The following is a 19,840-nucleotide window of genomic DNA, read 5'->3' as shown; positions in this document are numbered from 1 at the left end:
CGGAGGCGCCTCCCGAGCGGGAGGCGCCTCCGTCGTATGTGCTCCGCCCGGCCGTCTGCCGTACGGGCCCGGGTTTACGGCTCGAACTTGTAGCCCAGGCCGCGCACCGTCACCAGGAAGCGCGGCGCCCCCGGGTCGGGCTCGATCTTGGCGCGCAGGCGCTTGACGTGGACGTCGAGAGTCTTGGTGTCGCCCACGTAGTCCGCGCCCCAGACGCGGTCGATCAGCTGCATCCGGGTCAGCACCCGGCCCGCGTTGCGCAGCAGCATCTCCAGGAGGTCGAACTCCTTGAGCGGGAGGTCGACCTTGCCGCCGGAGACCGTGACGACGTGGCGGTCCACGTCCATCCGGACCGGGCCCGCCTCCAGGGCGGCCGGAGTGACCTCCTCCGGCTCCCCGCGGCGCCGCAGCACCGCGCGGATGCGGGCGACGAGCTCCCGCGAGGAGAACGGCTTGGTCACGTAGTCGTCGGCTCCTATTTCCAGGCCGACGACCTTGTCGATCTCGCTGTCCTTGGCCGTGACCATGATCACGGGGACGTTGGACCTGTTGCGCAGCTGGCGGCAGACCTCGGTGCCGGGCAGGCCCGGCAGCATCAGGTCGAGGAGGACGAGGTCGGCGCCGTTGCGCTCGAACTCGTCGAGCCCGTCGGGGCCCGTGGCCGCGATCGCGACCTCGAAGCCTTCCTTGCGGAGCATGTAGGACAGGGCGTCGCTGAAGGATTCCTCATCCTCGACGACAAGCACTCGGGTCACGGAAGGACCTCCGGGGCAGGAAATGGTTCGAGAGTGTCGGGGTCGGCGGTCCGGTAGGTCCCGTCGTCACCGTTGACGATGAGCGGTCCGCCCGATGTACGGTCTCGGTCCCGTACGGAGCCCGCTTCGGGCAGCCGCAGGGTGAAGGTGGAGCCCTGTCCCTCCGAGCTCCAGACCGTGACCTCCCCGCCGTGCGAGGCGGCCACATGTTTGACGATGGCGAGGCCGAGACCGGTGCCACCGGTGGCCCGTGAGCGGGCCGGGTCGACGCGGTAGAAGCGTTCGAAGACCCGCTCGCGGTCCTTCTCCGAGATGCCGATGCCCTGGTCGGTCACGGCTATCTCGATCTCGTCCCCGCCCGGTACGGCCAGGCGCCTCGCGGCGATGCCGACGCGGGTGCGGGCGGGGCTGTAGTTGACGGCGTTCTCCACGAGATTGCCGAGCGCCGCGGCGAGCTGGCCGCGGTTGCCCCAGATCCGGAGCTCCGCGGTGCCGCCTGCGGCCATGGTGATCTGTTTCGCGCCGGCCTGCTGCCGGCAGCGGTCGATGGCCTCGGCGACCAGTTCATCGACCCGGACCGGCTCGGCGTCCTCCAGCGGGTCGTCGTTCTGCACCCGGGAGAGGTCGATGAGTTCCTGCACGAGGTTGGTCAGCCGGGTCGCCTCGATCTGCATCCGGCCCGCGAACCGCTCGACCGCCTCCGGGTCGTCGGACGCGTCCATGACGGCTTCGGAGAGCAGCGAGAGCGCTCCCACCGGGGTCTTGAGCTCATGGCTGACGTTGGCGACGAAGTCGCGTCGTACCGCTTCGATACGGCGGGCCTCGGTGAGGTCCTCGACCAGCAGGAGCACCAGCCGGGAGCCCAGCGGAGCGACCCGTGCCGAGACTGCGAGAGCCTCGCCCCGGCCCGTGCCGCGCCGGGGGAGGTCCAGCTCGACCTGCCGTATCTCACCGTCCCGGCGGGTGTCCCTGGCCATGTGCAGCATGGGTTCGACGGCCAGCCGGCCGCCCCTGACCAGTCCCAGCGCGTACGCGGCGGAGCTGGCCTTGACGACACTGTCGCTCTCGTCGAGCACGACCGCGGAGGAGGAGAGCACGGAGAGCACCGTGTCGACCCCGGGGGGCAGTGCACCGTTGCTGTCGGGCCGCAGGGACGTGCGCGTGGGTCTTTTCAGGTCGCGCTCGCTCCAGCGGAACGCCAGCATGGCGATCACACCGGTACACAACCCGGCGATCGCTGCAGCTGCGGCGACCGCCGCGTTCACGTCCATGCGTCAAGGTTAAGCGGGTGCGGCAGCGCTCTCCCAGCCATCCGAGGGCGTACTCGAACACTCGTCGCCCAGAGTTCACCGAGGAGCAAGGGCCGGTTCACTTGGTCGGCCGGATCCGGACGCGTACGCCCCACAGGGTGAGAGCGTGGGGTCCAGATCTGGCCCCGGCCTTAGTAAGGACTGGAGAGGGACTTCCATGCGTGACGCTTACCACGAGGAACTCGACTCGATCGGAGAGGGCCTGGTCGAGATGGCCCGGCTGGTCGGGTCGGCGATCGGGCGGGCGACGACGTCCATGCTCGACGCCGACCTCAAGCTCGCGGAGAGCGTGATCGCCGCGGACCAGAAGGTCGACGACCTCCAGCACGACCTGGAGGCGCGGGCGATCGCCCTCCTCGCGCGCCAGCAGCCCGTGGCGACCGATCTGCGGATCGTGGTCACGTCGCTGCGGATGAGTGCCGACCTGGAGCGCTCGGGTGACCTGGCCCAGCACGTGGCCAAGCTGGCCCGGCTGCGCTTCCCGCAGTCGGCGGTGCCGCACGACCTGCACGCCACCATTCTGGAGATGGGGCAGCTGGCGCAGCGCCTGATGGCCAAGGCCGCCGAGGTGATCATCACGAAGGACGTCGACCTGGCGCTCCAGCTGGAGCAGGACGACGACGAGATGGACCTGCTGCACCGCACGCTGTTCCAGCACCTGATGGACGACCGCTGGAAGCACGGCATCGAGACCGCCGTCGACGTGACGCTGCTCGGCCGCTACTACGAGCGCTTCGCCGACCACGCGGTGTCGGTCGCCAAGCGGGTCGTCTATCTGGTGACGGGTGAACACGCGGACGACATCCAGAACGCGACGTCGGTAGAGGGCGCGTAACGGGCAGGGGACGGCGCGTTTTGCGCGGGTGTGCCTTGGATGCGCCGTCTGTGCGCCGTTGATGGGGCAGCCGGAGTGGGCATGAATGGGGTGGGGCGGCAGGCGGTACGCCTGGTGGTACGCCCCGGTCGTACGTCGCTGTCGGTCGTACGGCCCTGTCGTACGGCCCTGTCGTACGCCTGGATGTACGTCCTTGAGGAGGAACGATGGCCGACTCCCCCACGACCGACCCGCAGCAGGAGACACCCGCTGAAGTGGTCCATCTGACGGTGCTCGGTGCCTGTGGCTGCGGATCGGGCTGCGGGTGCGGCTGCCAGTCGGGCGCCCCGTGCCAGTGCGGTGGCTGACTGCGGCTGACCGGACACCACCGGACCGGCACCCCCTGGGGCGCCGGTCCGGTGCGTTTGAGGCAGTGCCGTTCAGGCGATGACAGGCTCCGGGGCGCGGCGGACAAGACGTCGATGTGGCCGTTGCAGAGGGGCGAGCGGCCGCCGGGGACGTGGGCGGCGGTGTGGTCGACGACCCGCGCGGTGAACTCCTCGGCGATCGAGGCGTCGACCAGGAGGCGGGTGTTGTCGGCGGGTGGGGGCAGAAACGGCCGATTCAGCCCCTGCGTGTCATGGATGGGCTCCCGGGCGATCACCGCCGCCCCCGCGGGCAGCTGACTCCGGTCATCCACACAGCCGACTTCGGCGACTGACAACCGTGTTCAGCGCGGGGTGACCAGTCCGGCCCGATAGGCGGTGATGACGAGTTGGACGCGGTCGCGTGCGTCGAGCTTGGTCAGCAGGTTCCCGACGTGCGTCTTGGTGGTACCGGGGGTGATGTGCAGCCGGGCCGCGATCTCCGTGTTGGTGAGGCCCTGGCCGATCAGGGTGAGCACTTCGCGCTCGCGTGGGCTGACGCCTCGTAGGTTCTCCTCCCGGCCGGGAGGCACTGATGCCGGTGCTGTCGTGCCCGTTGAGGCGGGCCGGTCGGCGAACTCCTCGATGAGCCGGCGGGTGACCTGAGGTGCGAGCAGTGCCTCGCCGGAAGCAACGACCCGGATCGCGGTGAGGAGTTCGTCGGCGGGGGCGTCCTTGAGGAGGAAGCCGCTGGCGCCGCCGCGCAGGGCGGCGAAGATGTACTCGTCCATGCCGAAGGTCGTGAGCATCAGCACCCGCACGCCAGGGGCGGCGGCCGTGCGGCCGGCTTTGCCGGTGATGAGGCGGGTGGCCTCCAGCCCGTCCATGTCGGGCATGCGGATGTCCATCAGGACGACGTCGGGCCGCTCCCGCCGGGCGAGCTCGACTGCGGCCAGGCCGGTGCCGGCCTCGCCGACCACGGTGAAGCCCGGTGCGGCGGAGACGATGCCCTTGAAGCCCGTACGGACAAGGGTCTGGTCGTCGGCGACCACGACGCGGACGACCATCACGCGTTCCCTTCGGCTCCGGCCATGGGCAGCCGTGCGGCCACCCTGAATCCCCGCCCGGGCAGCGGCCCGGCGCTGAACTCCCCGCCGTACAGGCCCACCCGCTCACGCATCCCGGCCAGGCCCTGCCCGTCCCGGCTCGGGGCAGCCGCGCCCGCGCCGTCATCGACGACCTCCACCGTGAGTTCGCCCTCCTGGTATCCGACGGTGACCCGGCACTCCCCGGTTCCGGCGTGCTTCACGACATTGGTCAGCGCCTCCTGGACGATCCGGTAGGCGGACAGTTCGATCCCCGGGGACAGCTCACGCCGTCGGCCGCGGACCCGCAGGTCTGCCTTGACGCCTGCCTCGGCCGTCCGGGTGATCAGCCGGCCCAGCTCGCCGAGCCCGGGGGCGGGCAGCACGGGCAGGCAGTCGTCGGTGCCGCCCTCGCGGAGTACGGAGAGCAGCCCGCTCAGTTCCCGCAGGGTGTCCCTGCCGACCGCCTGGATCGTGGTCAGCGCTGCCTTGGCCTCCTGCGGGTGTTCGTCGATCACGAAGTGGCCGTATCCGGCCTGCACGGTCACCACACTCATGCTGTGCGCGATCACGTCGTGCAGCTCCCGGGCCAGCCGCAGCCGCTCCCGGGTCCGCTCCGTCAGCGCGTCGCGGGCCTGATACGCACGCAGCTCGGCCGCGTAGGCGCGGTGCCGTCCGACGGCGTATCCGACCGCCCAGAAGGCGGTCTGGGCGGCCAGCGCGACGGGGATGTTGTGCCGCAGCTCGCCGGACCCGAACCCGGCGGCGGCCACGCCCGCCAGTCCCGCGCCCAGTGCCAGCAGAGCGGTCCGGCGGTTGCGGGTGGCCGCGACGAGGTAGAGCAGCAGTGCGGAGGCCACCACGATCTGGGTGCCGACCACGCGGGCCATGGATGTCTGGCCGAGGACGGCGACGACCACGGTCCAGGACGCGAACACGGCGGCGCAGACGGACAGCGGGAAGCGGCGGCGCAGCGCCACGGACAACCCCACGACCACCGTGGCGGCCAGCGCGACGACGAGCATGGCCGCACTGGGCCGGGGATACCCCCGGTGGTGTGGGTCGAAGACGCGGTAGGTGTCCAGAGTGCCCAGCCATGCGACGTACGTCAGTAGCGCTCCGGCGAGGGCGTCCAGGACGGTCCAGTGGCCGGGGCGCAGCCTCTTCGTCAGGGGCGGATGCGGCGCGGTGGGCATCGCCCCAGCGTAGCGACGCCCTCCTCGCGCGCCCTCCGCCCGCGGGCATACGTCCCTGGTCGTAGACCGGCCCGGCGGACGCGATGGATCTCCGACCGTGGCCAGAGGCCCGGCGGCGGCGGGAACGGCACGGTGGGGAGCGGCAAGCAAACAGCTGCCGGTCACCGCTCGCGGAGCGAAGGAGTGTTCATGATCGAGGCCGAAGGGCTGGTCAAGCGCTACGGGTCCACCACTGCCGTGGACGACCTCACGTTCGAGGCCGGTCCGGGACGGGTGACCGGCTTCCTCGGCCCGAACGGGGCGGGGAAGTCCACCACGATGCGGATGATCCTGGGCCTGGACGCGCCCACCGCCGGGCTGGCCCTGGTGGGCGGCCGCCCCTACCGTTCGCTGGCCCGGCCGCTGCGTGAGGTCGGCGCGCTGCTCGACCCGCACGCCGTGCACCGGGGGCGCAGCGCCCGTGCTCATCTGGCGAGTATCGCGGCGAGCAACGACATCCCCGCCCGGCGGGTCGGCGAGGTCCTCGAAATGACCGGGCTGGCCGAGGTGGGCCGCCGCCGGGTGGGCGGGTTCTCGCTGGGCATGAAGCAGCGTCTGGGCATCGCCGTGGCACTGCTCGGCGACCCGCCGGTGCTGATGTTCGACGAGCCGGTCAACGGGCTGGACCCGGAGGGCATCCTGTGGATCCGCACCCTCATGAGATCGCTCGCCGCCGAAGGGCGCACGGTGTTCGTCTCCAGCCACCTGATGAGCGAGATGGCGCTCACCGCCGACCACCTCGTCATCGTCGGCGGGGGCAGGCTGATCACCGAGACCAGCACCGAAGAGTTCACCCGCGGCAGCGCGCGCGGCGCGGTCCTGGTGCGCACGGCCGACAGCGCCGCGCTGACCAGGCTGCTCACCGCACGCGGCGCCCGGGTCACCCCGGAACCGGACGGCGTCCTGGCCGTGGCCGGGCTTCAGCCCCAGGACATCGGCGACCTGGCGGCCGCCAACCGCCTGACGATCCACGAACTGTCCACCCGGCAGGCCTCGTTGGAGGAAGCCTTCATGGACATTACCGCCGGCAGCGTGCAGTACCGGGCCGGCGCCACCGCCGGCACCTCCCACCGAAAGGACCAGCACCAGTGACACCCCTCGGCCCAGGCCTGCTCACCTCCGAGTGGATCAAGCTACGCAGCGTCCGCTCCACCTACCTGACCCTGCTCGTCGCGATGGCTGCGGCGACGATCGTCGGCATCCTCGACTACCACTCCCTGGCCGGCAGTTGGGACACCATGACCGCCCCGGAACGGGCCCGCATCGACCCGGTCCGCTACGGCTTCAGCGGCGGCTTCTACTTCGCCGTCCTCGCCCTCGGCACGCTCGGTGTCCTGGCGACCGGCTCGGAGTACAGCAGCGGCCTGATCCGCACCACCTTCACCGCCGCCCCGCACCGTGGCGCCGTCCTGACGGCGAAAGCCGTCGTCACCGGCGCGCTCACCCTGGCGGTGGGGGAACTGCTCGCCTTCACCACCTATCTCCTCGGCCGCAGCGCGCTGTCCGGCAGGCACCTCGCGATGGGGCTCGCCGACCCGGGCGTGTTCCGGGCGGTGGCATCCACTGGTCTGTTCCTCTGCGTCATGGCACTGCTGGGGCTGGCCCTCGGGGCGATCCTGCGCAGCCAGGCAGGCGCGATCGCCACCCTGTTCGGCCTGTTCTTCGTCCTCCCCATGCTCGCCTCCACGCTCGACAACTGGAGCACGACGCCCGGCACATGGACGCTGCAGTCGGCCTTCGAAGCGCTCAGCGGCACGGTGGCGCGCCCTGGCCCGGACTCCCCCTCCCCGGGCCTCGCCTTCGCGGTCTGCGGGGTGTACCTCGCGGTCCTCGGGGGCCTGGCGGTGGTCCTGGTCAAGCGCCGCGACGCCTGACAGGCGTCTTTGCCGGTCCTGCCCATGGACGCGGGCAAGCACCGCCCGGGGGGCTGCCGACGGGGGTCGGGGGGCCGCCGGCCGTCAGACCGCCCGCTCCACCACACCCTGCGGGGCACCCGAGGCCGCATCCGGCTCGGCCTCCGCAGCCGTCACCGCCACCACCTCGGTCACCTTCTCCTCCGCCGGAATCCCGCGCATGAGCACCCAGTACCCGAGCGCTGCGACCGTCCCCAGCACCCCGCACATCCCCCACAGCCACGTCGCCCCGTAGTGGTCGATCACCAGACCGGACATCAGCGGAGCGACCAGCGCGGCCGCGGACCACGACAGCGTGTACATGCCCTGGTAGCGGCCCCGGCCGTGGGCCGGGGAGAGGCGGACGACCAGGCTGCTCTGGACCGGTGCGTTGATGATCTCGCCGATCGTCCAGACACAGATCGTCAGCGCGTACACGGCGACCGACCCGGCGAACGCGGTCAGCCCGAATCCGTACCCCGCCAGCAACGACGACACGACCAGCAGCCCGCGCGGGTCGCGGTGCTGGATGAAGCGGGTGGCGGGGATCTGGAGCGCCACGATCAGCACACCGTTGACGGCGATCGCGGTGCCGAAGTCGGAGCTGGAGAGCCCGTCCGTACCCATCGCCACCGGCAGCCCCACGTACCCCTGCTGGAAGATCAGCGCGACCACGAACGACAGTCCGACGACGCTCATGAAGCGGCCGTCGCGCAGCACGGTGGAGAGCCGGACCTCGGACTCGGCCGCCCCGCCCTTCGCGATTCTCGGTGTCCGCTCCGGCCGGGACTCCGGCACCTTCAGGAAGACGACGACCGCGCAGAACAGCGTCATCGTGGCCTCGGCCATGAACCCGGCCCGATAGCTGTACTCGGCGATGAACCCCGCGCCCGCGGACGACACCGCGAAGCCCAGGTTGATCGCCCAGTAGTTCAACGAGAACGCCCGCACCCGGTCCTCGGGCCGGACGATGTCGGCCATCATCGCCTGCACGGCGGGGCGGGACGCGTTGCTCGTCATGCCGACGAGGAACGCGACCGCGGCGATCGCGACCGGATGGACCATGAACCCGAGCAACGCGACCGACGCGGCGGTCGAACTCTGCGCGATCAGCATCGTGGGCCGCCGCCCGAGCCGGTCCGTCATCACCCCCGCGCCGAGCGAGGAGACGACCCCGCCGAGTCCGTGCAGCGCGACGACCAGCCCCGCGTACGAGGCGGAGTAGCCCCGGTCCAGGGTCAGGTAGAGGGCCATGAAGGTGGCGACGAACGCCCCGAGGCGGTTGACCAGAGTGCTGGTCCACAGCCACCAGAACTCCCTGGGGAGACCGGACACGGTCTCGTGTGCGGCCCGTCTGAGACCGGCGACAGACATAACGGTTCCCCCCGGGGGCGTACGGAACGGGTTCGAGCGGTAAGTGGCCCGATGGCTATCAGCACATTACGAAGCTCTGCTTCCGGACCGCCACTCGTTTGACGGCTGCCGTCAATCGAAGCCGCCCCACCCGCCACTCCCCCGCCGCCTGTCCGCCCTGTGACCGGCTGCGCGGTGCCCGCACGGGTTCGATTACGCTCGGGCTCATGGCCGACGCACCGTACAAGCTGATCCTCCTCCGCCACGGCGAGAGCGAATGGAACGCGAAGAACCTGTTCACCGGTTGGGTGGACGTCAACCTCACCGAGAAGGGCGAGAAGGAGGCAGTCCGCGGCGGTGAGCTGCTCAAGGACGCCGGTCTGCTCCCCGATGTCCTGCACACCTCCCTCCAGAAGCGTGCCATCCGCACCGCGCAGCTCGCGCTGGAGTCCGCGGACCGCCACTGGATCCCGGTCCACCGCTCCTGGCGCCTGAACGAGCGCCACTACGGCGCCCTGCAGGGCAAGGACAAGGCGCAGACCCTGGCCGAGTTCGGCGAGGAGCAGTTCATGCTCTGGCGCCGCTCGTACGACACCCCGCCGCCCGTCCTCGAGGACGGCGCCGAGTTCTCGCAGAGCGACGACCCGCGCTACGCGTCGATCCCGAGCGAGCTGCGTCCGCGCACCGAGTGCCTCAAGGACGTCGTCGAGCGCATGCTGCCGTACTGGTACGACGGCATCGTCCCGGACCTGCTGGCCGGCCGCACGGTCCTGGTCGCCGCCCACGGCAACAGCCTCCGCGGCCTGGTCAAGCACCTCGACGGCATCTCGGACGCCGACATCACGGGCCTGAACATCCCGACCGGCATCCCGCTCGCCTACGAGCTGGACGCCGACTTCCGCCCGCTGAAGCCGGGCGGCACGTACCTCGACCCGGACGCGGCGAAGGCCGCCATCGAGGCCGTGAAGAACCAGGGCAAGAAGTAGCTTCACACGTGATCAAGCCCCCTGCCTGCGGTTTCTCCGCCGGCAGGGGGCTTGTCGTTGTTCTGGGGCCGCCTGTGGGCCGTCAGGGTGCCTCGGGAGGCGTCCTGGGCCCTGGGTAGACCGAGACGATGGCCTTCCGCGTGCGCTCGGCTGGTCGGCATCACGGACGCGGCCCCGTCCCGACCGCGCCCCGGAGCGGGGGCGCGGCCAGGGCGGTCGGGGCTGTCAGGCGATGAGGTTGCCCCGGTCGTTCACGTACGGCAGGGACGCGAGCTGCCTGCGCCGCAAGGGAACGCTCACGCTTCCCGTACCCCCGTAGAGGTACTGCGACGCCGCGCTGAAGGCGAGGAGGTCGGGGCGGCCGTCGCGGTCGCCGTCGCCGATGCCGGCGAGCTGGCCGTACTCGTTCCAGCCGGCGCCGACCTTCGTACGCGGCGCGAAGGTCCCGTCGCCCTTGCCCAGATACAGCCAGAGGACACCGGCCTTGTCCCGGGCGAGGAGGTCGCCCGCCGGGGCGCCCGCGATGTCGCCGACGGCCGCGAGCTCGTTGTAGATCCCCCAGCCCGCGCCGATCTTCGTCCGCGCGGCGAACGGGGTGGTGGCGGAGCCGGTGCCCTTGTAGAGCCAGAGCACCCCGGCGGTGTCGGTGGCGAGCAGGTCGGGACGCCCGTCCCCGTTCAGGTCGCTGCCGCCCGCGATCTTGTCGTAGATCCGCCAGCCCGCGCCGACCTTCGCCCGGGTGGCGAAGCCGCCGCGGCCCGTCCCCTGGTAGAGCCACAGCACGCCGGCCTTGTCCCGGGCCACGAGGTCGCCGAACGCCGAGCCGCCGAGGTTCCCCGTCGCCTCGATCCGGTCGTAGATGTCCCAGCCGCCGATCAGCTGGCGCGGCTGGGCCGTCAGCTGGCCACCGCCGCCCCCAGTACTTCCCGGCCCTGAGGTAGTCCCGCTCCTTGAACACCTTCCGCCGCAAGCCCTCGAACGCCTTGTGCAGGTCCGGCTCGTACGGCACGCAGTAGTTCCATGCCGATGCGCCCATGAGCCCACCTCTCCCGATCGCCACCGCTCGGCCGGACGCCAACAGCCCCCCGCTGACCGCGCGGAGATGTCCGGCGTCGACTCCGATCCGCTCCGCTGGGGTGCGGCCTCATGTCCGCACAGACCGCTGATCACCATTCGATCACCAACGCCATAACCGCCAACGCCGCCCGCTCCACTCTGCCGTACCAACAGGCCCATCGCGGAACGGACTTCGGGACGGCGTTCTGGTACAACGACCTCGTCGACACGCAGGGTGACACGGAGACCGTCCGGCAATATCTGGTGACGGCCCGGGCGTTGACCCGGTACGACATCGCCGAGGTGCGGCTGCGGCCAGAGCGCCGGTCCGCCGTACGGGAACTGCCCGAGCCGTCGTCCCCGGCTTCTGACGACCCACCACCTCCCTCCAGGAGGTGGTGGCGGCACGCTAGGTGACGGACCGTACCCACCGCCGTACTGTGTGGCACAGCACGTTGGGCGATCGGGAGAACGGTCATGGGCGAGCCACTGAAGACGTTTGTCGGCGGCACCGAAGTCGACGTGCCCAACAGCATTCCGGACATCCGGGCCACGCTGCCCGAGGAGAGACGCGAGGAGTTCGACCGCGCCATCAACGGGGCCGGAGTGCAGGAGATCCAGGCCGTGATGCGGCACTGGATGCTGGAGGCCGTGCCCGATCCCGAGGCCGAGCGGATCCTGGACCGGCTGGCGCGGGACGAGGCCGAGAGGCGGAGCGTCGCTTGAGCTTCCGTATTTCCTACGCTCCGCCCGCCGACGACACCCTGGCCAAGATGCGGGAAGGCGACACCTTCCGGGACGAGATGGCGCGCACCCTGGGGAGCGACCCGTACGGGCACGGGTCGTCCGCCGTCAAGAGTGAGCACGACCGGCGTGAGGCGACGGTCGCCGGTGCCATCGTGCTCTATTACGTCTCCGGGTCCGTCCTCACCGTCACCGTGGTGCGGCTTGTCCCGCTTCCCTGACTTCCGCCGCTCAGGCGAGCTTTGCGAGCTGCGCGTCGACCACCGCGGTCGGCAGTTCGAAGTCCTGGCCCGTGCCGGAAGCGGCCAGGTTGAGAGCGCTGAACGACGCGACCGTGGCGCCCTGGCGTGCGACGATCAGCTTGAGCGGGGTCTTCTCGCCGTCCTGCTCCACCGTCAGCGTCCAGGCGGCGGCCTCCTCGCCGCCCGAGATCTTCTCCTCCTTGATCGTGACGACCTTCTGCTTCGTCCCGCCCGCGGTGAGGGTGAAGCCGCCGGAGCACTCGGTCGCCGCGGTACGTACGCTCCCGACGGTGTCCTGGGCGCCCTTGCCGTCGTACGAGGCGAGGGACGTCAGCGTCGTCGTGATGTCGAAGGCGGCGGTGAAGGCCTCCCCGGCGTCCGCGCTGTCCAGCTTGTCCTTCTGGCCCTTCTTGGGCTCGCTGATCACCTTGCGCCGGTTGACCGCCGCGGGCGTGCCGAGCTCGGCGCCCATCAGCGCGTCGGCGAGAGGCTCGCAGGCCTCCTTGTCCGCAGTGACGTCGGAGGCCGAGACGACATCGGCCTTGCCCGTATCGGCGACCTTGTACCCCTTGACGTCACCCTGGACCAGCGCGACCTTGTCCAGCTCGGCGGCGGTCAGCGCCTTGGCAGCAGGCTGGGCCGCGGCGCCCTCCTTGCCCTTGCCGTCGGCGCCCTTGCTGCCGGAGTCGGAGTCTCCCCCACAGGCGGTGGCAAGCAGGGTCAGGGAGATCGCGCAGGCGGCGGCAACGGCGGTACGGCGTATGGCAGTGGGTCTCATGTCGCAAACCCTATGCGCGAGCCATGGTTTGACGATCAACCAATTAGGGTACAGCGCTTGATCGTGATTGCGTTGTGATCATCCCGTGAAGGGGCTCTCTCCCATGCCGAGCCGAGCGGGAGCGGGCGCTCCGGGGCGACCCGGTCTCCGTGCACGGCGGTGATGCGGTTGATTGCGGGGCGGCGTCGGCGGAGTCGTCGGGTACGGCGTCGTGGTGCAGGGCGTCGGCGAGGGAGGTCAGTTGGCGGGCCGCTGGGTCAGATGCGTGAACGCGTCCAGGTTCCGCGTGGACTCGCCGCGCGACACCCGCCACGCGTACTCCTTGCGGATCGCGCTCGCGAAGCCCAGCTCCAGCAGCGTGTTGAAGGAGCCGTCGGCCGCTTCGAGGACCGTGCCGAGCAGCCGGTCCAGTTCCTCGGGCGTGACCACGGAGAGCGGCAGCCGGCCGACGAGGTAGATGTCGCCGAGCCGGTCGATCGCGTAACTCACGCCGAAGAGGCGGAGGTTGCGCTCCAGCAGCCAGCGATGGACCGCCGCGTCGTTCTCGTCCGGGTGGCGGATGACGAAGGCGTTGAGGGAGAGCGAGTGCTTGCCGACGATGAGCGAGCAGGTGGTGGACAGCTTGCGGGTACCGGGAAGCTTCACCACGTAGGTACCGCGGTCGGGGCTCTCCCATTCGAGCCCGGCGTCCTTCAGCGTCGCCTCGATGACCTGCGCTGTTGCCGCTTCGGCGGATACGTCAGCCATGGGGTGAGCGTACGTGAGGTGTGGTGCGGGCGTACGTCGCCCCGGCGCGGGTGCGCGTCGGCCGTGGTGGGCGCGTACGTCAGACGTGGTGGACGCGGACGCGCCGGCGGTGTTCGTGCATCGCCGCGGTGTACACGTCCGCGGTCGCGGACGCGGCCGTGTCCCAGCCGAAGCCCTGCGCGTGCGCGGCCGCCGCCCCGCCCATCCGGGCGACGAGCTCCGGCGACTCGGCGAACCGGGCCAGCGCCTGTGCGTACGCCTCCGGGTCGTGCCCGGGGATCAGGAAACCGCTCGCCCCGTCCCGTACCGCCACCGGCAGCCCGCCCACGGCCGCCGCGACGACGGGGGTGCCCGCCGCCTGCGCCTCGATGGCGACCAGACCGAAGGACTCGCTGTACGAGGGCATGACCAGCACGGACGCCGCCCGGAACCAGTCGGCGAGCTGATCCTGACCGACCGGCGGGTGGAACCGTACGACATCGGCGATCCCCAACCGCGCCGCCAGCTTCTGCAGGCCCTCCGGCTTGGCGAGCCCGCTGCCGCTGGGGCCGCCGACCACCGGAACGACGATCCGGGAACGGAGCGAGGGGTTCCGGTCCAGCAGCACGGCCACCGCGCGCAGCAGCACATCGGGAGCCTTCAGCGGCTGGATGCGGCCCGCGAAGAGCGGTATGAGGGCGTCCTGGGGCAGTCCGAGGCGGGCCCGGGCGGCGGCCCGCCCGTCGGCGGGGCGGAAGCGGTCGAGGTTGACCCCGGGGTGCACGACGGCGACCGCCGCCGGATCGGCCTCGTAGAAGCGGACGAGCTCGTCCGCCTCCTCCACGGTGTTCGCGATCAGCCGGTTCGCGGCATTGACGATCTGCGTCTCACCGATGACCCGGGCGGCCGGCTCGGGGGTGTCGCCCTCGGCGAGCGCGGCGTTCTTCACCTTCGCCATGGTGTGCATGGCGTGGACGAGCGGAACGCCCCAGCGCTGCGCGGCGAGCCAGCCGACATGGCCGGAGAGCCAGTAGTGGGAGTGGACCAGGTCGTAGTAGCCGGGCCGCTGGCCCGCCCAGGCCTGCATCACGCCGTGCGTGAAGGCGCAGAGCTGGGCGGGCAGGTCCTCCTTGGCCAGGCCTTCGTACGGTCCCGCGTCGACATGCCGGACCAGGACGCCGGGCGACAGCTCGACCGCCGGGGGCAGTGCGCCGGTGGTGGCCCGGGTGAAGATCTCCACCTCGATGCCGATCGCGGCGAGCCGCTTGGCCAGCTCCACGATGTAGACGTTCATGCCGCCCGCGTCGCCCGTGCCCGGCTGGTGCAGCGGGGACGTGTGGACGGAGAGCATCGCGATGCGGCGGGGTTTGCGGTGGCCGCCGGGAAAGGTGCCGGGGAACCTGAGGCGCGGCGCCATACGGCTGCTGCCGAGCCGAGAGACGTACTGGCTCACGTCGTCCGGTCCTCCTCGCTCAGGGCATGGCACCGAAGGGACACGGAGCCCCTTCGAAAGGCTGGAACAGCGGAATACGCCCTTTCATTTCCGCTTTACCAAATCATTACGCTCGGCCACGGCGCGTCACCACGCCCGCCCGGAGTCGACGGTCCTGCAGGCCGCCGCCCCAGGGATCGTTAGGCTCGCTGTCATGCGCCCCATCGGCACCGCGACCCGCGGGACCACCAACCCGAACCGGCTCCGCCGCATGGACCGCTGGATCGCCGCCACGCACGGTCCGGCCCTGCGCCGCTCCGACGCCCCCGTCGCCGTCGACCTCGGGTACGGGGCCGCGCCCTGGACCGCCGTGGAGCTGCTGCACCGCCTGCGCACCGCCGATCCGCGCACGGCGGTCGTCGGCATCGAGATCGACCCGGAGCGGGTCGCGGCGGCGAAACCGTACGAGGAAGAGGGGCTCACCTTCGTCCACGGCGGCTTCGAGATACCGCTGGCCGGCCGCCCCACTCTCATCCGGGCGGCGAACGTACTGCGCCAGTACGACGAGGGTGAGGTCGCCGCGGTCTGGCAGCGGCTCTGCGCCCGGCTCGCACCCGACGGGCTGCTGGTGGAGGGCACCTGCGACGAGATCGGGCGCCGCCATGTGTGGGTGGCGCTCGGCCCGGAGGGCCCGCGCACGGTCACGTTCGCGACCCGCCTCGGCTCCCTGGACCGCCCCTCCGATCTCGCGGAACGACTCCCCAAGGCGCTGATCCACCGCAATGTGCCGGGCGAACCGGTCCACGCGTTCCTGCGCGACTTCGACCGGGCGTGGGCCGCCGCGGCGCCGTACGCCTCGCTGGGCGCGCGACAGCGCTGGATCACCGCGGTGCGTTCGCTTTCCGGCGACTGGCCGCTGACGGACGGGGTACGGCGGTGGCGGCAGGGTGAGGTCACGGTGAAATGGGCGGCGCTGCGGCCCGAACCCGACAGTTTCTGAACGAGAGTGCTTCGAGGGACACCCGGGAACGTGGACGGGGCGTCGTTCGTCCCAGACGAGGGGGAGCGATCCCGCACGACCGGCATGACCCGTGTGACCCGAGTGCCCGTCAGGACAGGAGCTGGCCGCCTCTGTTGCTTTTCGGTACGGCATGGCACGATCTCGACGTCGCGAAAAGTTACTGACGGTAAATCAGATCCGTTCGTAGGGGGAGCTTGTGAACCGACGCCACTGTGCCGCTGCCGCGATCATTCTGGTCTGCACGCTGACCGTACTGACCGCGCCGACCCAGGCATTCGCGGCGCCCGCACCACCCTCCCCCACCGCCTCTGCCGGGGCACCGAAGAAAAGCCTCGAAGAGGTGCGCAAGGAGATAGACGCCCTCTACCGCAAGGCCGGGGCGGCCACCGACGCGTACAACCTCGCCGACGAGCAGGCCAAGAAGCAGTCCGGCGAGATCGTCGAACTGGCGAAGGCGATCGTCGAGGGACAGGCGAAGATCGCCGACCTCAAGAGCAAGGCAGGCGCCCAGGCCCGCGAGCAGTACCGGACCGGCGGGCTGCCGCCGGGCGCGCAACTGATGCTCAGCGACGACCCGCAGATGTTCATGGACGGCATCAACCGGGTCTGGCAGGGCCAGCAGGCAGCCAAGGGTGTCCTCGGTGACCTGACCAGGACCCAGGCGGACTTGGAGATGTACACCAAGGACGCGAGCACCAACTGGACGAAACTCGAAGCCAACCGGATCAAGCAGGCCAAGGCCAAGAAGCAGATCAACGCGCAGATCGCCGCCGCGAAGAAGCTGGAATCACAGCTGAAGAAGGAGGAGCGGGCCCGCCTCCTCGAGCTGGAGCAGGATGCGGAGTACCGGGCACAGACCGCCTGGCTCGGCTCCGGCGCCCTCAAGGAGATCAACCGCGAGGCGAGCGAGCGCGACAAGAAGGCGGTGGCCTTCGCGACGTCGCAGATCGGCAAGCCGTACGAATGGGGGGCCGAAGGCCCGGGATCGTACGACTGCTCCGGGCTGACGTCCCAGGCGTGGGCGGCGGCGGGACGGCCGATCCCGCGCACCTCACAGGAACAGTGGCGGCAGCTCCCGCACATCGCGATCAAGGACATGCGCCCCGGCGACCTGATCATCTACCACGGTGACGCCAGCCATGTGGGGATGTACATCGGCGACGGCGCGATCGTGCACGCACCGCGCCCGGGCCGGAATGTCACGCTGGCGGGCGCGGGCTCGATGGAGATACTCGGGGTGGTCCGCCCGGACAAGTGAGGGCCCCCGCGCCGGCCACCCGCGTCCAGTGACCCGCGTCCGGTGACCCGGACCAACGGACCACGCGCCCACACCCGCACCCAGCGACCGGGACCATGCGCCCGCGCCGTGAGCCACGCCACCCCCGGCCCCACCGCAGGGTGATGTTCGTCATGGCCCCCCACCCGGTCCCGGGCGGGCACATCGCGCCGGATCCGTGACGGGACGCGGCTTATGGCTCCGCATATGCCAGGGGTCGGTTGCCGTTCGCCATTCCGTTCGCCTGTCCGGTACCGCTATCGTCCCGGTCTGGCGGATCGTCGATCGTCGTTCCGCCGCGCCCTCGGGGGGAGGGAAGGAAACCGAACCGATGCCCGTACCCGTACCCCAGCAGCAAGCCGTTCCCGCTGTGGAAACCACCCACGTCGCCGACCTCACCCTCCTGGTGATCGAGGACGACCCGGCGGGCACCTTCACCGTCCCCGAGCTCCCGGTCGCGGCCGGCACCCGGGTGCGCATCCGCACCGCCCGCAATCTGACCGAGGCGGGCCGGCTCCTCACGGACGACGTCGACTGCATCCTGCTGGACCTGGCTCTGCCGCCCAGCAGCGAGACACGCGCCGGCGAGGGCGCCGAGGGGCATGCCGGGCTCGCCACCCTCACGCACGTCCTGCGCATCGCACCGCGCCACGCCGTCCTCGCGTTCACCGCGGAGGACGACACCGAGCTGGCCGCCGAGGCGGTGCGTGTCGGCGCCCAGGACTATCTCCTCCGCGGCGAGCTCGACGGACGGCTGCTCACCCGCGCCATCCGCTACGCCGTCGAACGCAAGCGCGCCGACGTGGCGCAGCACCAGCTCACCGAGTCGAAGCTGCGCGCCCAGGAGAACGCCCGGCTGGAACGCGGACTGCTGCCCACCCCCCTGCTCCAGGGCTCCGACCTCCGCTTCGCCGCCCGCTACCGCCCAGGACGCAGCCGCGCACTGCTCGGCGGGGACTTCTACGACACGGTGCGCACGCCCGACGGCACCGTCCACGCGATGATCGGCGACGTCTGCGGCCACGGCCCGGACGAGGCGGCACTCGGCGTCGAACTGCGCATAGCGTGGCGGGCATTGACGCTCGCCGGGCTCTGCGGGGACGAGCTGCTCTCCACGCTCCAGCAGGTCCTGGAGCACGAGCGGGAGAGCGAGGAGATCTTCGCGACGCTCTGCACCGTCGACATCACCCCCGACGGGCGCCACGCAGGTCTCTGCCTGGCGGGCCACCCCGCGCCGCTGGTCGCCCGCCACGGACGGGCGGCACAGCTGCTCCCGTACGAGAACGGCGGCCCGGCCCTGGGGCTGCTGCCGCGTGCCCGCTGGCCGCGCAGGCAGGTCGAACTGGGTGGCTCCTGGAGCCTGATGATGTACACGGACGGTCTGATCGAAGGCCGCGTCGGGGCGAACGAGACGCAGCGGCTCGGCCAGGACGGCATGGTCGCGATGATCAACCGTCAACTGGCGGAGGGGCTCACCGGAGAGGCGCTGCTGGAAGCCGCCGTGGCCGAGGTCCGGGAGCTGAACGGCGGCGAACTGACCGACGACGTGGCGGTCCTGCTGCTCGACCGTGACCGGAGCGGCAACCGGGGCCGCAGCCGGAGCACGTCGCTCCCCCGCCCCCGTCCCGGATCGGCGCCGTCACCCGCGAACGCTCAGCGCCCGCCGTTGTAGGGCCCGTACGGCCCGTCGCTGCTGGAACCGCCGCGTCGGCCACCGCCGCCGGAGACCGCCTTGAGCGCGGGCCGTACGTCGACCATGAAGACGATCGATGCGACCGCGCCCGCGAGCTGCAGGAACAGCATCGGCACGAAGAGGTTCACGGCAACGGTGATGCCGAGGATGATCAGCCAGAAGGACTTCTTCTGCTTGTCCGCGGCACGGTACGCGTCCTCGCGGGCCGTCGCGGCCAGGAACAGTGCGACCACGGCCAGGACGAGCATGATCATGTAGAGCAGCCAGACGAGCGTGCTGAATCCTGTGAGCAACATGGTGTGCACCGCCTAATAAGTGGATGAGCGCCTCGCGGCCAAGGTACCGGGACAACGAGCCGGCCACCCCGAAAGGTGCCCGCCCCGCGCCCCGGTACACACCGTCCGCAGTGCTACTTGGCGGTCGGCGGCGTGGTCTTCTTCGCCGCGGGCTTGCTCGCAGGCGCCTCCGCGGGCTTGCTCGCAGGCGCCTCCGCGGGCTTGCGTGCGGGCGCCTTCTTGGCGGGCGCGGCCGACGTGCGGGGCTCCGTCCTGGCAGCGGTCTTCGGCTCGCTCTTGGCGGCGGGCTCCGCCTTCGGCTTCGGCTTCGGCTCGGACTCCCGCCGCGGCTCGACGACGACAGCGATCTCGACGATCTCCTCGGCGGTCTCGCCGCGCCACGTCCGCACCGTCTGCTCGCCGCGCTCGGCAACCTTCTCGTACGTCTCCCGGGCCCGTACCGCGTACTCCGCGGCCACTCCCAGACTGCGCAGCGCCAGGTCCTGGGCCGACTCGCTGAGCTTCTTCAGATCGGTGTCGAGCGACCCGAGCACCTCGGAGACCTTGGCCTGCACGGTGGCCTGCGCCTCCCTGGCCTGCGTGGTCACCTTCTCCTGGACGGCCTTGGGGTCCGTGTTGCGCACGGCCTCGATCCGCTCGGGCGCCTCGGCCCGCAGCTGCTCGATCAGGGCCGGAACCTTCCGGGCCTGCTCCACGGCGAGGTCCGCCGTACCGGCGGCGAAGTAGAGGGGGGTCGGGTCGGTGAGGGTCTTACGCAGGTCATCGGTGATGGCCATGACTG

The 19,840-nt window shown here is 71.0% G+C and carries 22 protein-coding genes; 11 read left to right on the top strand and 11 right to left on the bottom strand.

Annotated elements, in window-relative coordinates:
- Positions 1-74 precede the first annotated feature (74 nt).
- Together ACGFSA_RS10290 and ACGFSA_RS10285 are read right to left on the bottom strand one after the other, a co-directional pair.
- The gene (locus tag ACGFSA_RS10290; protein ID WP_030929487.1) at positions 75-755 is read right to left on the bottom strand and encodes a response regulator transcription factor; all 681 of its coding nucleotides are present in this window, start codon (positions 753-755) and stop codon (positions 75-77) included.
- Complete coding sequence (locus tag ACGFSA_RS10285; RefSeq protein WP_393302506.1) at positions 752-2,026, bottom strand: sensor histidine kinase; 1,275 nt, start codon at positions 2,024-2,026, stop codon at positions 752-754. Before ACGFSA_RS10285 ends, ACGFSA_RS10290 begins: the two co-directional genes overlap by 4 nt.
- 196 nt (positions 2,027-2,222) lie before the next feature.
- Between ACGFSA_RS10285 and phoU the strand changes: the two genes are divergently transcribed.
- A complete protein-coding gene (gene phoU, locus ACGFSA_RS10280; protein ID WP_384379681.1) occupies positions 2,223-2,900 on the top strand; it encodes a phosphate signaling complex protein PhoU in 678 nt (225 codons plus the stop codon).
- 463 nt (positions 2,901-3,363) lie between these two features.
- On the top strand, positions 3,364-3,600 hold the full coding sequence (locus ACGFSA_RS10275) for a hypothetical protein (protein ID WP_393302501.1): 237 nt from the start codon (positions 3,364-3,366) through the stop codon (positions 3,598-3,600).
- Between the two features lie 9 nt (positions 3,601-3,609).
- Here the strand turns inward: ACGFSA_RS10275 and ACGFSA_RS10270 are convergent, their stop codons facing one another.
- Positions 3,610-4,311 carry a response regulator gene (locus tag ACGFSA_RS10270; protein ID WP_393302499.1) on the bottom strand — a complete coding sequence of 234 codons (702 nt, stop codon included), beginning with the start codon at positions 4,309-4,311 and terminating at the stop codon, positions 3,610-3,612.
- A complete protein-coding gene (locus ACGFSA_RS10265) occupies positions 4,311-5,525 on the bottom strand; it encodes a sensor histidine kinase (protein WP_393302495.1) in 1,215 nt (404 codons plus the stop codon). Before ACGFSA_RS10265 ends, ACGFSA_RS10270 begins: the two co-directional genes overlap by 1 nt.
- A 189-nt stretch (positions 5,526-5,714) precedes the next feature.
- Here ACGFSA_RS10265 and ACGFSA_RS10260 point away from each other — a divergent pair, with 189 nt between their 5' ends.
- Positions 5,715-6,656, top strand: coding sequence for an ABC transporter ATP-binding protein (locus tag ACGFSA_RS10260; RefSeq protein ID WP_393302492.1), 942 nt, complete (start codon positions 5,715-5,717; stop codon positions 6,654-6,656).
- Complete coding sequence (locus ACGFSA_RS10255; protein WP_393302489.1) at positions 6,653-7,438, top strand: ABC transporter permease subunit; 786 nt, start codon at positions 6,653-6,655, stop codon at positions 7,436-7,438. Before ACGFSA_RS10260 ends, ACGFSA_RS10255 begins: the two co-directional genes overlap by 4 nt.
- An 84-nt stretch (positions 7,439-7,522) precedes the next feature.
- Here the strand turns inward: ACGFSA_RS10255 and ACGFSA_RS10250 are convergent, their stop codons facing one another.
- Positions 7,523-8,830, bottom strand: coding sequence for an MDR family MFS transporter (locus ACGFSA_RS10250; RefSeq protein ID WP_393302486.1), 1,308 nt, complete (start codon positions 8,828-8,830; stop codon positions 7,523-7,525).
- 206 nt (positions 8,831-9,036) lie between these two features.
- Between ACGFSA_RS10250 and ACGFSA_RS10245 the strand changes: the two genes are divergently transcribed.
- On the top strand, positions 9,037-9,795 hold the full coding sequence (locus tag ACGFSA_RS10245; RefSeq protein ID WP_327245113.1) for a phosphoglyceromutase: 759 nt from the start codon (positions 9,037-9,039) through the stop codon (positions 9,793-9,795).
- 225 nt (positions 9,796-10,020) lie between these two features.
- Here ACGFSA_RS10245 and ACGFSA_RS10240 read toward each other — a convergent pair whose 3' ends face one another.
- A complete protein-coding gene (locus ACGFSA_RS10240; RefSeq protein WP_393302482.1) occupies positions 10,021-10,599 on the bottom strand; it encodes an FG-GAP repeat domain-containing protein in 579 nt (192 codons plus the stop codon).
- Between the two features lie 342 nt (positions 10,600-10,941).
- Between ACGFSA_RS10240 and ACGFSA_RS10235 the strand changes: the two genes are divergently transcribed.
- From ACGFSA_RS10235 to ACGFSA_RS10225, 3 genes are read left to right on the top strand one after another with little or no spacing between them, the layout of a single operon-like run.
- Positions 10,942-11,268, top strand: coding sequence for a hypothetical protein (locus ACGFSA_RS10235; protein ID WP_393302479.1), 327 nt, complete (start codon positions 10,942-10,944; stop codon positions 11,266-11,268).
- A 60-nt stretch (positions 11,269-11,328) separates the two neighbouring features.
- Entirely contained in the window at positions 11,329-11,577 is a 249-nt protein-coding gene (locus ACGFSA_RS10230) for a hypothetical protein (protein WP_345512371.1), read from the top strand.
- Entirely contained in the window at positions 11,574-11,816 is a 243-nt protein-coding gene (locus ACGFSA_RS10225; protein ID WP_266983174.1) for a hypothetical protein, read from the top strand. The genes ACGFSA_RS10230 and ACGFSA_RS10225 overlap by 4 nt, the downstream gene beginning before the upstream one ends.
- A gap of 10 nt (positions 11,817-11,826) precedes the next feature.
- Here ACGFSA_RS10225 and ACGFSA_RS10220 read toward each other — a convergent pair whose 3' ends face one another.
- The 3 genes from ACGFSA_RS10220 to mshA form a co-directional block, all read right to left on the bottom strand.
- Positions 11,827-12,615, bottom strand: coding sequence for a hypothetical protein (locus ACGFSA_RS10220; RefSeq protein WP_393302475.1), 789 nt, complete (start codon positions 12,613-12,615; stop codon positions 11,827-11,829).
- Positions 12,616-12,852: 237 nt separating this feature from the next.
- The gene (locus tag ACGFSA_RS10215) at positions 12,853-13,362 is read right to left on the bottom strand and encodes a YbjN domain-containing protein (RefSeq protein ID WP_345512378.1); all 510 of its coding nucleotides are present in this window, start codon (positions 13,360-13,362) and stop codon (positions 12,853-12,855) included.
- Positions 13,363-13,441: 79 nt separating this feature from the next.
- Positions 13,442-14,794 (bottom strand): D-inositol-3-phosphate glycosyltransferase, encoded by a 1,353-nt coding sequence (gene mshA, locus ACGFSA_RS10210; protein WP_393302471.1) that lies wholly within the window; start codon positions 14,792-14,794, stop codon positions 13,442-13,444.
- 193 nt (positions 14,795-14,987) lie between these two features.
- Between mshA and ACGFSA_RS10205 the strand changes: the two genes are divergently transcribed.
- The 3 genes from ACGFSA_RS10205 to ACGFSA_RS10195 all read left to right on the top strand — a co-directional run bounded on the left by ACGFSA_RS10205 (position 14,988) and on the right by ACGFSA_RS10195 (position 18,742).
- Positions 14,988-15,773: a class I SAM-dependent methyltransferase gene (locus ACGFSA_RS10205; RefSeq protein ID WP_393302468.1), complete on the top strand. Its 786-nt coding sequence runs from the start codon at positions 14,988-14,990 to the stop codon at positions 15,771-15,773.
- Positions 15,774-15,990: 217 nt separating this feature from the next.
- A complete protein-coding gene (locus ACGFSA_RS10200; protein ID WP_393302465.1) occupies positions 15,991-17,052 on the top strand; it encodes a C40 family peptidase in 1,062 nt (353 codons plus the stop codon).
- Positions 17,053-17,401: 349 nt separating this feature from the next.
- The gene (locus ACGFSA_RS10195) at positions 17,402-18,742 is read left to right on the top strand and encodes a PP2C family protein-serine/threonine phosphatase (RefSeq protein WP_393302462.1); all 1,341 of its coding nucleotides are present in this window, start codon (positions 17,402-17,404) and stop codon (positions 18,740-18,742) included.
- On the opposite strand, the gene ACGFSA_RS10190 is transcribed toward ACGFSA_RS10195, so the two are convergent.
- A complete protein-coding gene (locus ACGFSA_RS10190; protein WP_266983191.1) occupies positions 18,724-19,059 on the bottom strand; it encodes a DUF2516 family protein in 336 nt (111 codons plus the stop codon). The two genes, ACGFSA_RS10195 and ACGFSA_RS10190, sit on opposite strands and share 19 nt — an antisense overlap.
- 113 nt (positions 19,060-19,172) lie before the next feature.
- Positions 19,173-19,835, bottom strand: a complete 663-nt coding sequence (locus ACGFSA_RS10185; protein ID WP_393302458.1) for a hypothetical protein — start codon at positions 19,833-19,835, stop codon at positions 19,173-19,175.
- Between the last annotated feature and the right edge of the window lie 5 nt (positions 19,836-19,840).

The sequence above is a fragment of the Streptomyces sp. NPDC048496 genome (assembly GCF_043200055.1).
Taxonomy (GTDB): Bacteria; Actinomycetota; Actinomycetes; order Streptomycetales; family Streptomycetaceae; genus Streptomyces.
This window is presented reverse-complemented; position numbering and strand designations above follow the sequence as displayed.

Coding starts and splice junctions, on each gene's coding strand:
- ACGFSA_RS10190 (WP_266983191.1), bottom strand. CDS start 19,059: ATGTTGCTCACAGGATTCAGCACGCTCGTCTGGCTGCTCTACATGATC.
- phoU (WP_384379681.1), top strand. CDS start 2,223: ATGCGTGACGCTTACCACGAGGAACTCGACTCGATCGGAGAGGGCCTG.
- ACGFSA_RS10270 (WP_393302499.1), bottom strand. CDS start 4,311: ATGGTCGTCCGCGTCGTGGTCGCCGACGACCAGACCCTTGTCCGTACG.
- ACGFSA_RS10265 (WP_393302495.1), bottom strand. CDS start 5,525: ATGCCCACCGCGCCGCATCCGCCCCTGACGAAGAGGCTGCGCCCCGGC.
- ACGFSA_RS10260 (WP_393302492.1), top strand. CDS start 5,715: ATGATCGAGGCCGAAGGGCTGGTCAAGCGCTACGGGTCCACCACTGCC.
- ACGFSA_RS10185 (WP_393302458.1), bottom strand. CDS start 19,835: ATGGCCATCACCGATGACCTGCGTAAGACCCTCACCGACCCGACCCCC.
- ACGFSA_RS10235 (WP_393302479.1), top strand. CDS start 10,942: ATGTCCGCACAGACCGCTGATCACCATTCGATCACCAACGCCATAACC.
- ACGFSA_RS10195 (WP_393302462.1), top strand. CDS start 17,402: ATGCCCGTACCCGTACCCCAGCAGCAAGCCGTTCCCGCTGTGGAAACC.
- ACGFSA_RS10220 (WP_393302475.1), bottom strand. CDS start 12,615: ATGAGACCCACTGCCATACGCCGTACCGCCGTTGCCGCCGCCTGCGCG.
- ACGFSA_RS10205 (WP_393302468.1), top strand. CDS start 14,988: ATGCGCCCCATCGGCACCGCGACCCGCGGGACCACCAACCCGAACCGG.
- ACGFSA_RS10285 (WP_393302506.1), bottom strand. CDS start 2,026: ATGGACGTGAACGCGGCGGTCGCCGCAGCTGCAGCGATCGCCGGGTTG.
- ACGFSA_RS10245 (WP_327245113.1), top strand. CDS start 9,037: ATGGCCGACGCACCGTACAAGCTGATCCTCCTCCGCCACGGCGAGAGC.
- ACGFSA_RS10230 (WP_345512371.1), top strand. CDS start 11,329: ATGGGCGAGCCACTGAAGACGTTTGTCGGCGGCACCGAAGTCGACGTG.
- ACGFSA_RS10250 (WP_393302486.1), bottom strand. CDS start 8,830: ATGTCTGTCGCCGGTCTCAGACGGGCCGCACACGAGACCGTGTCCGGT.
- ACGFSA_RS10215 (WP_345512378.1), bottom strand. CDS start 13,362: ATGGCTGACGTATCCGCCGAAGCGGCAACAGCGCAGGTCATCGAGGCG.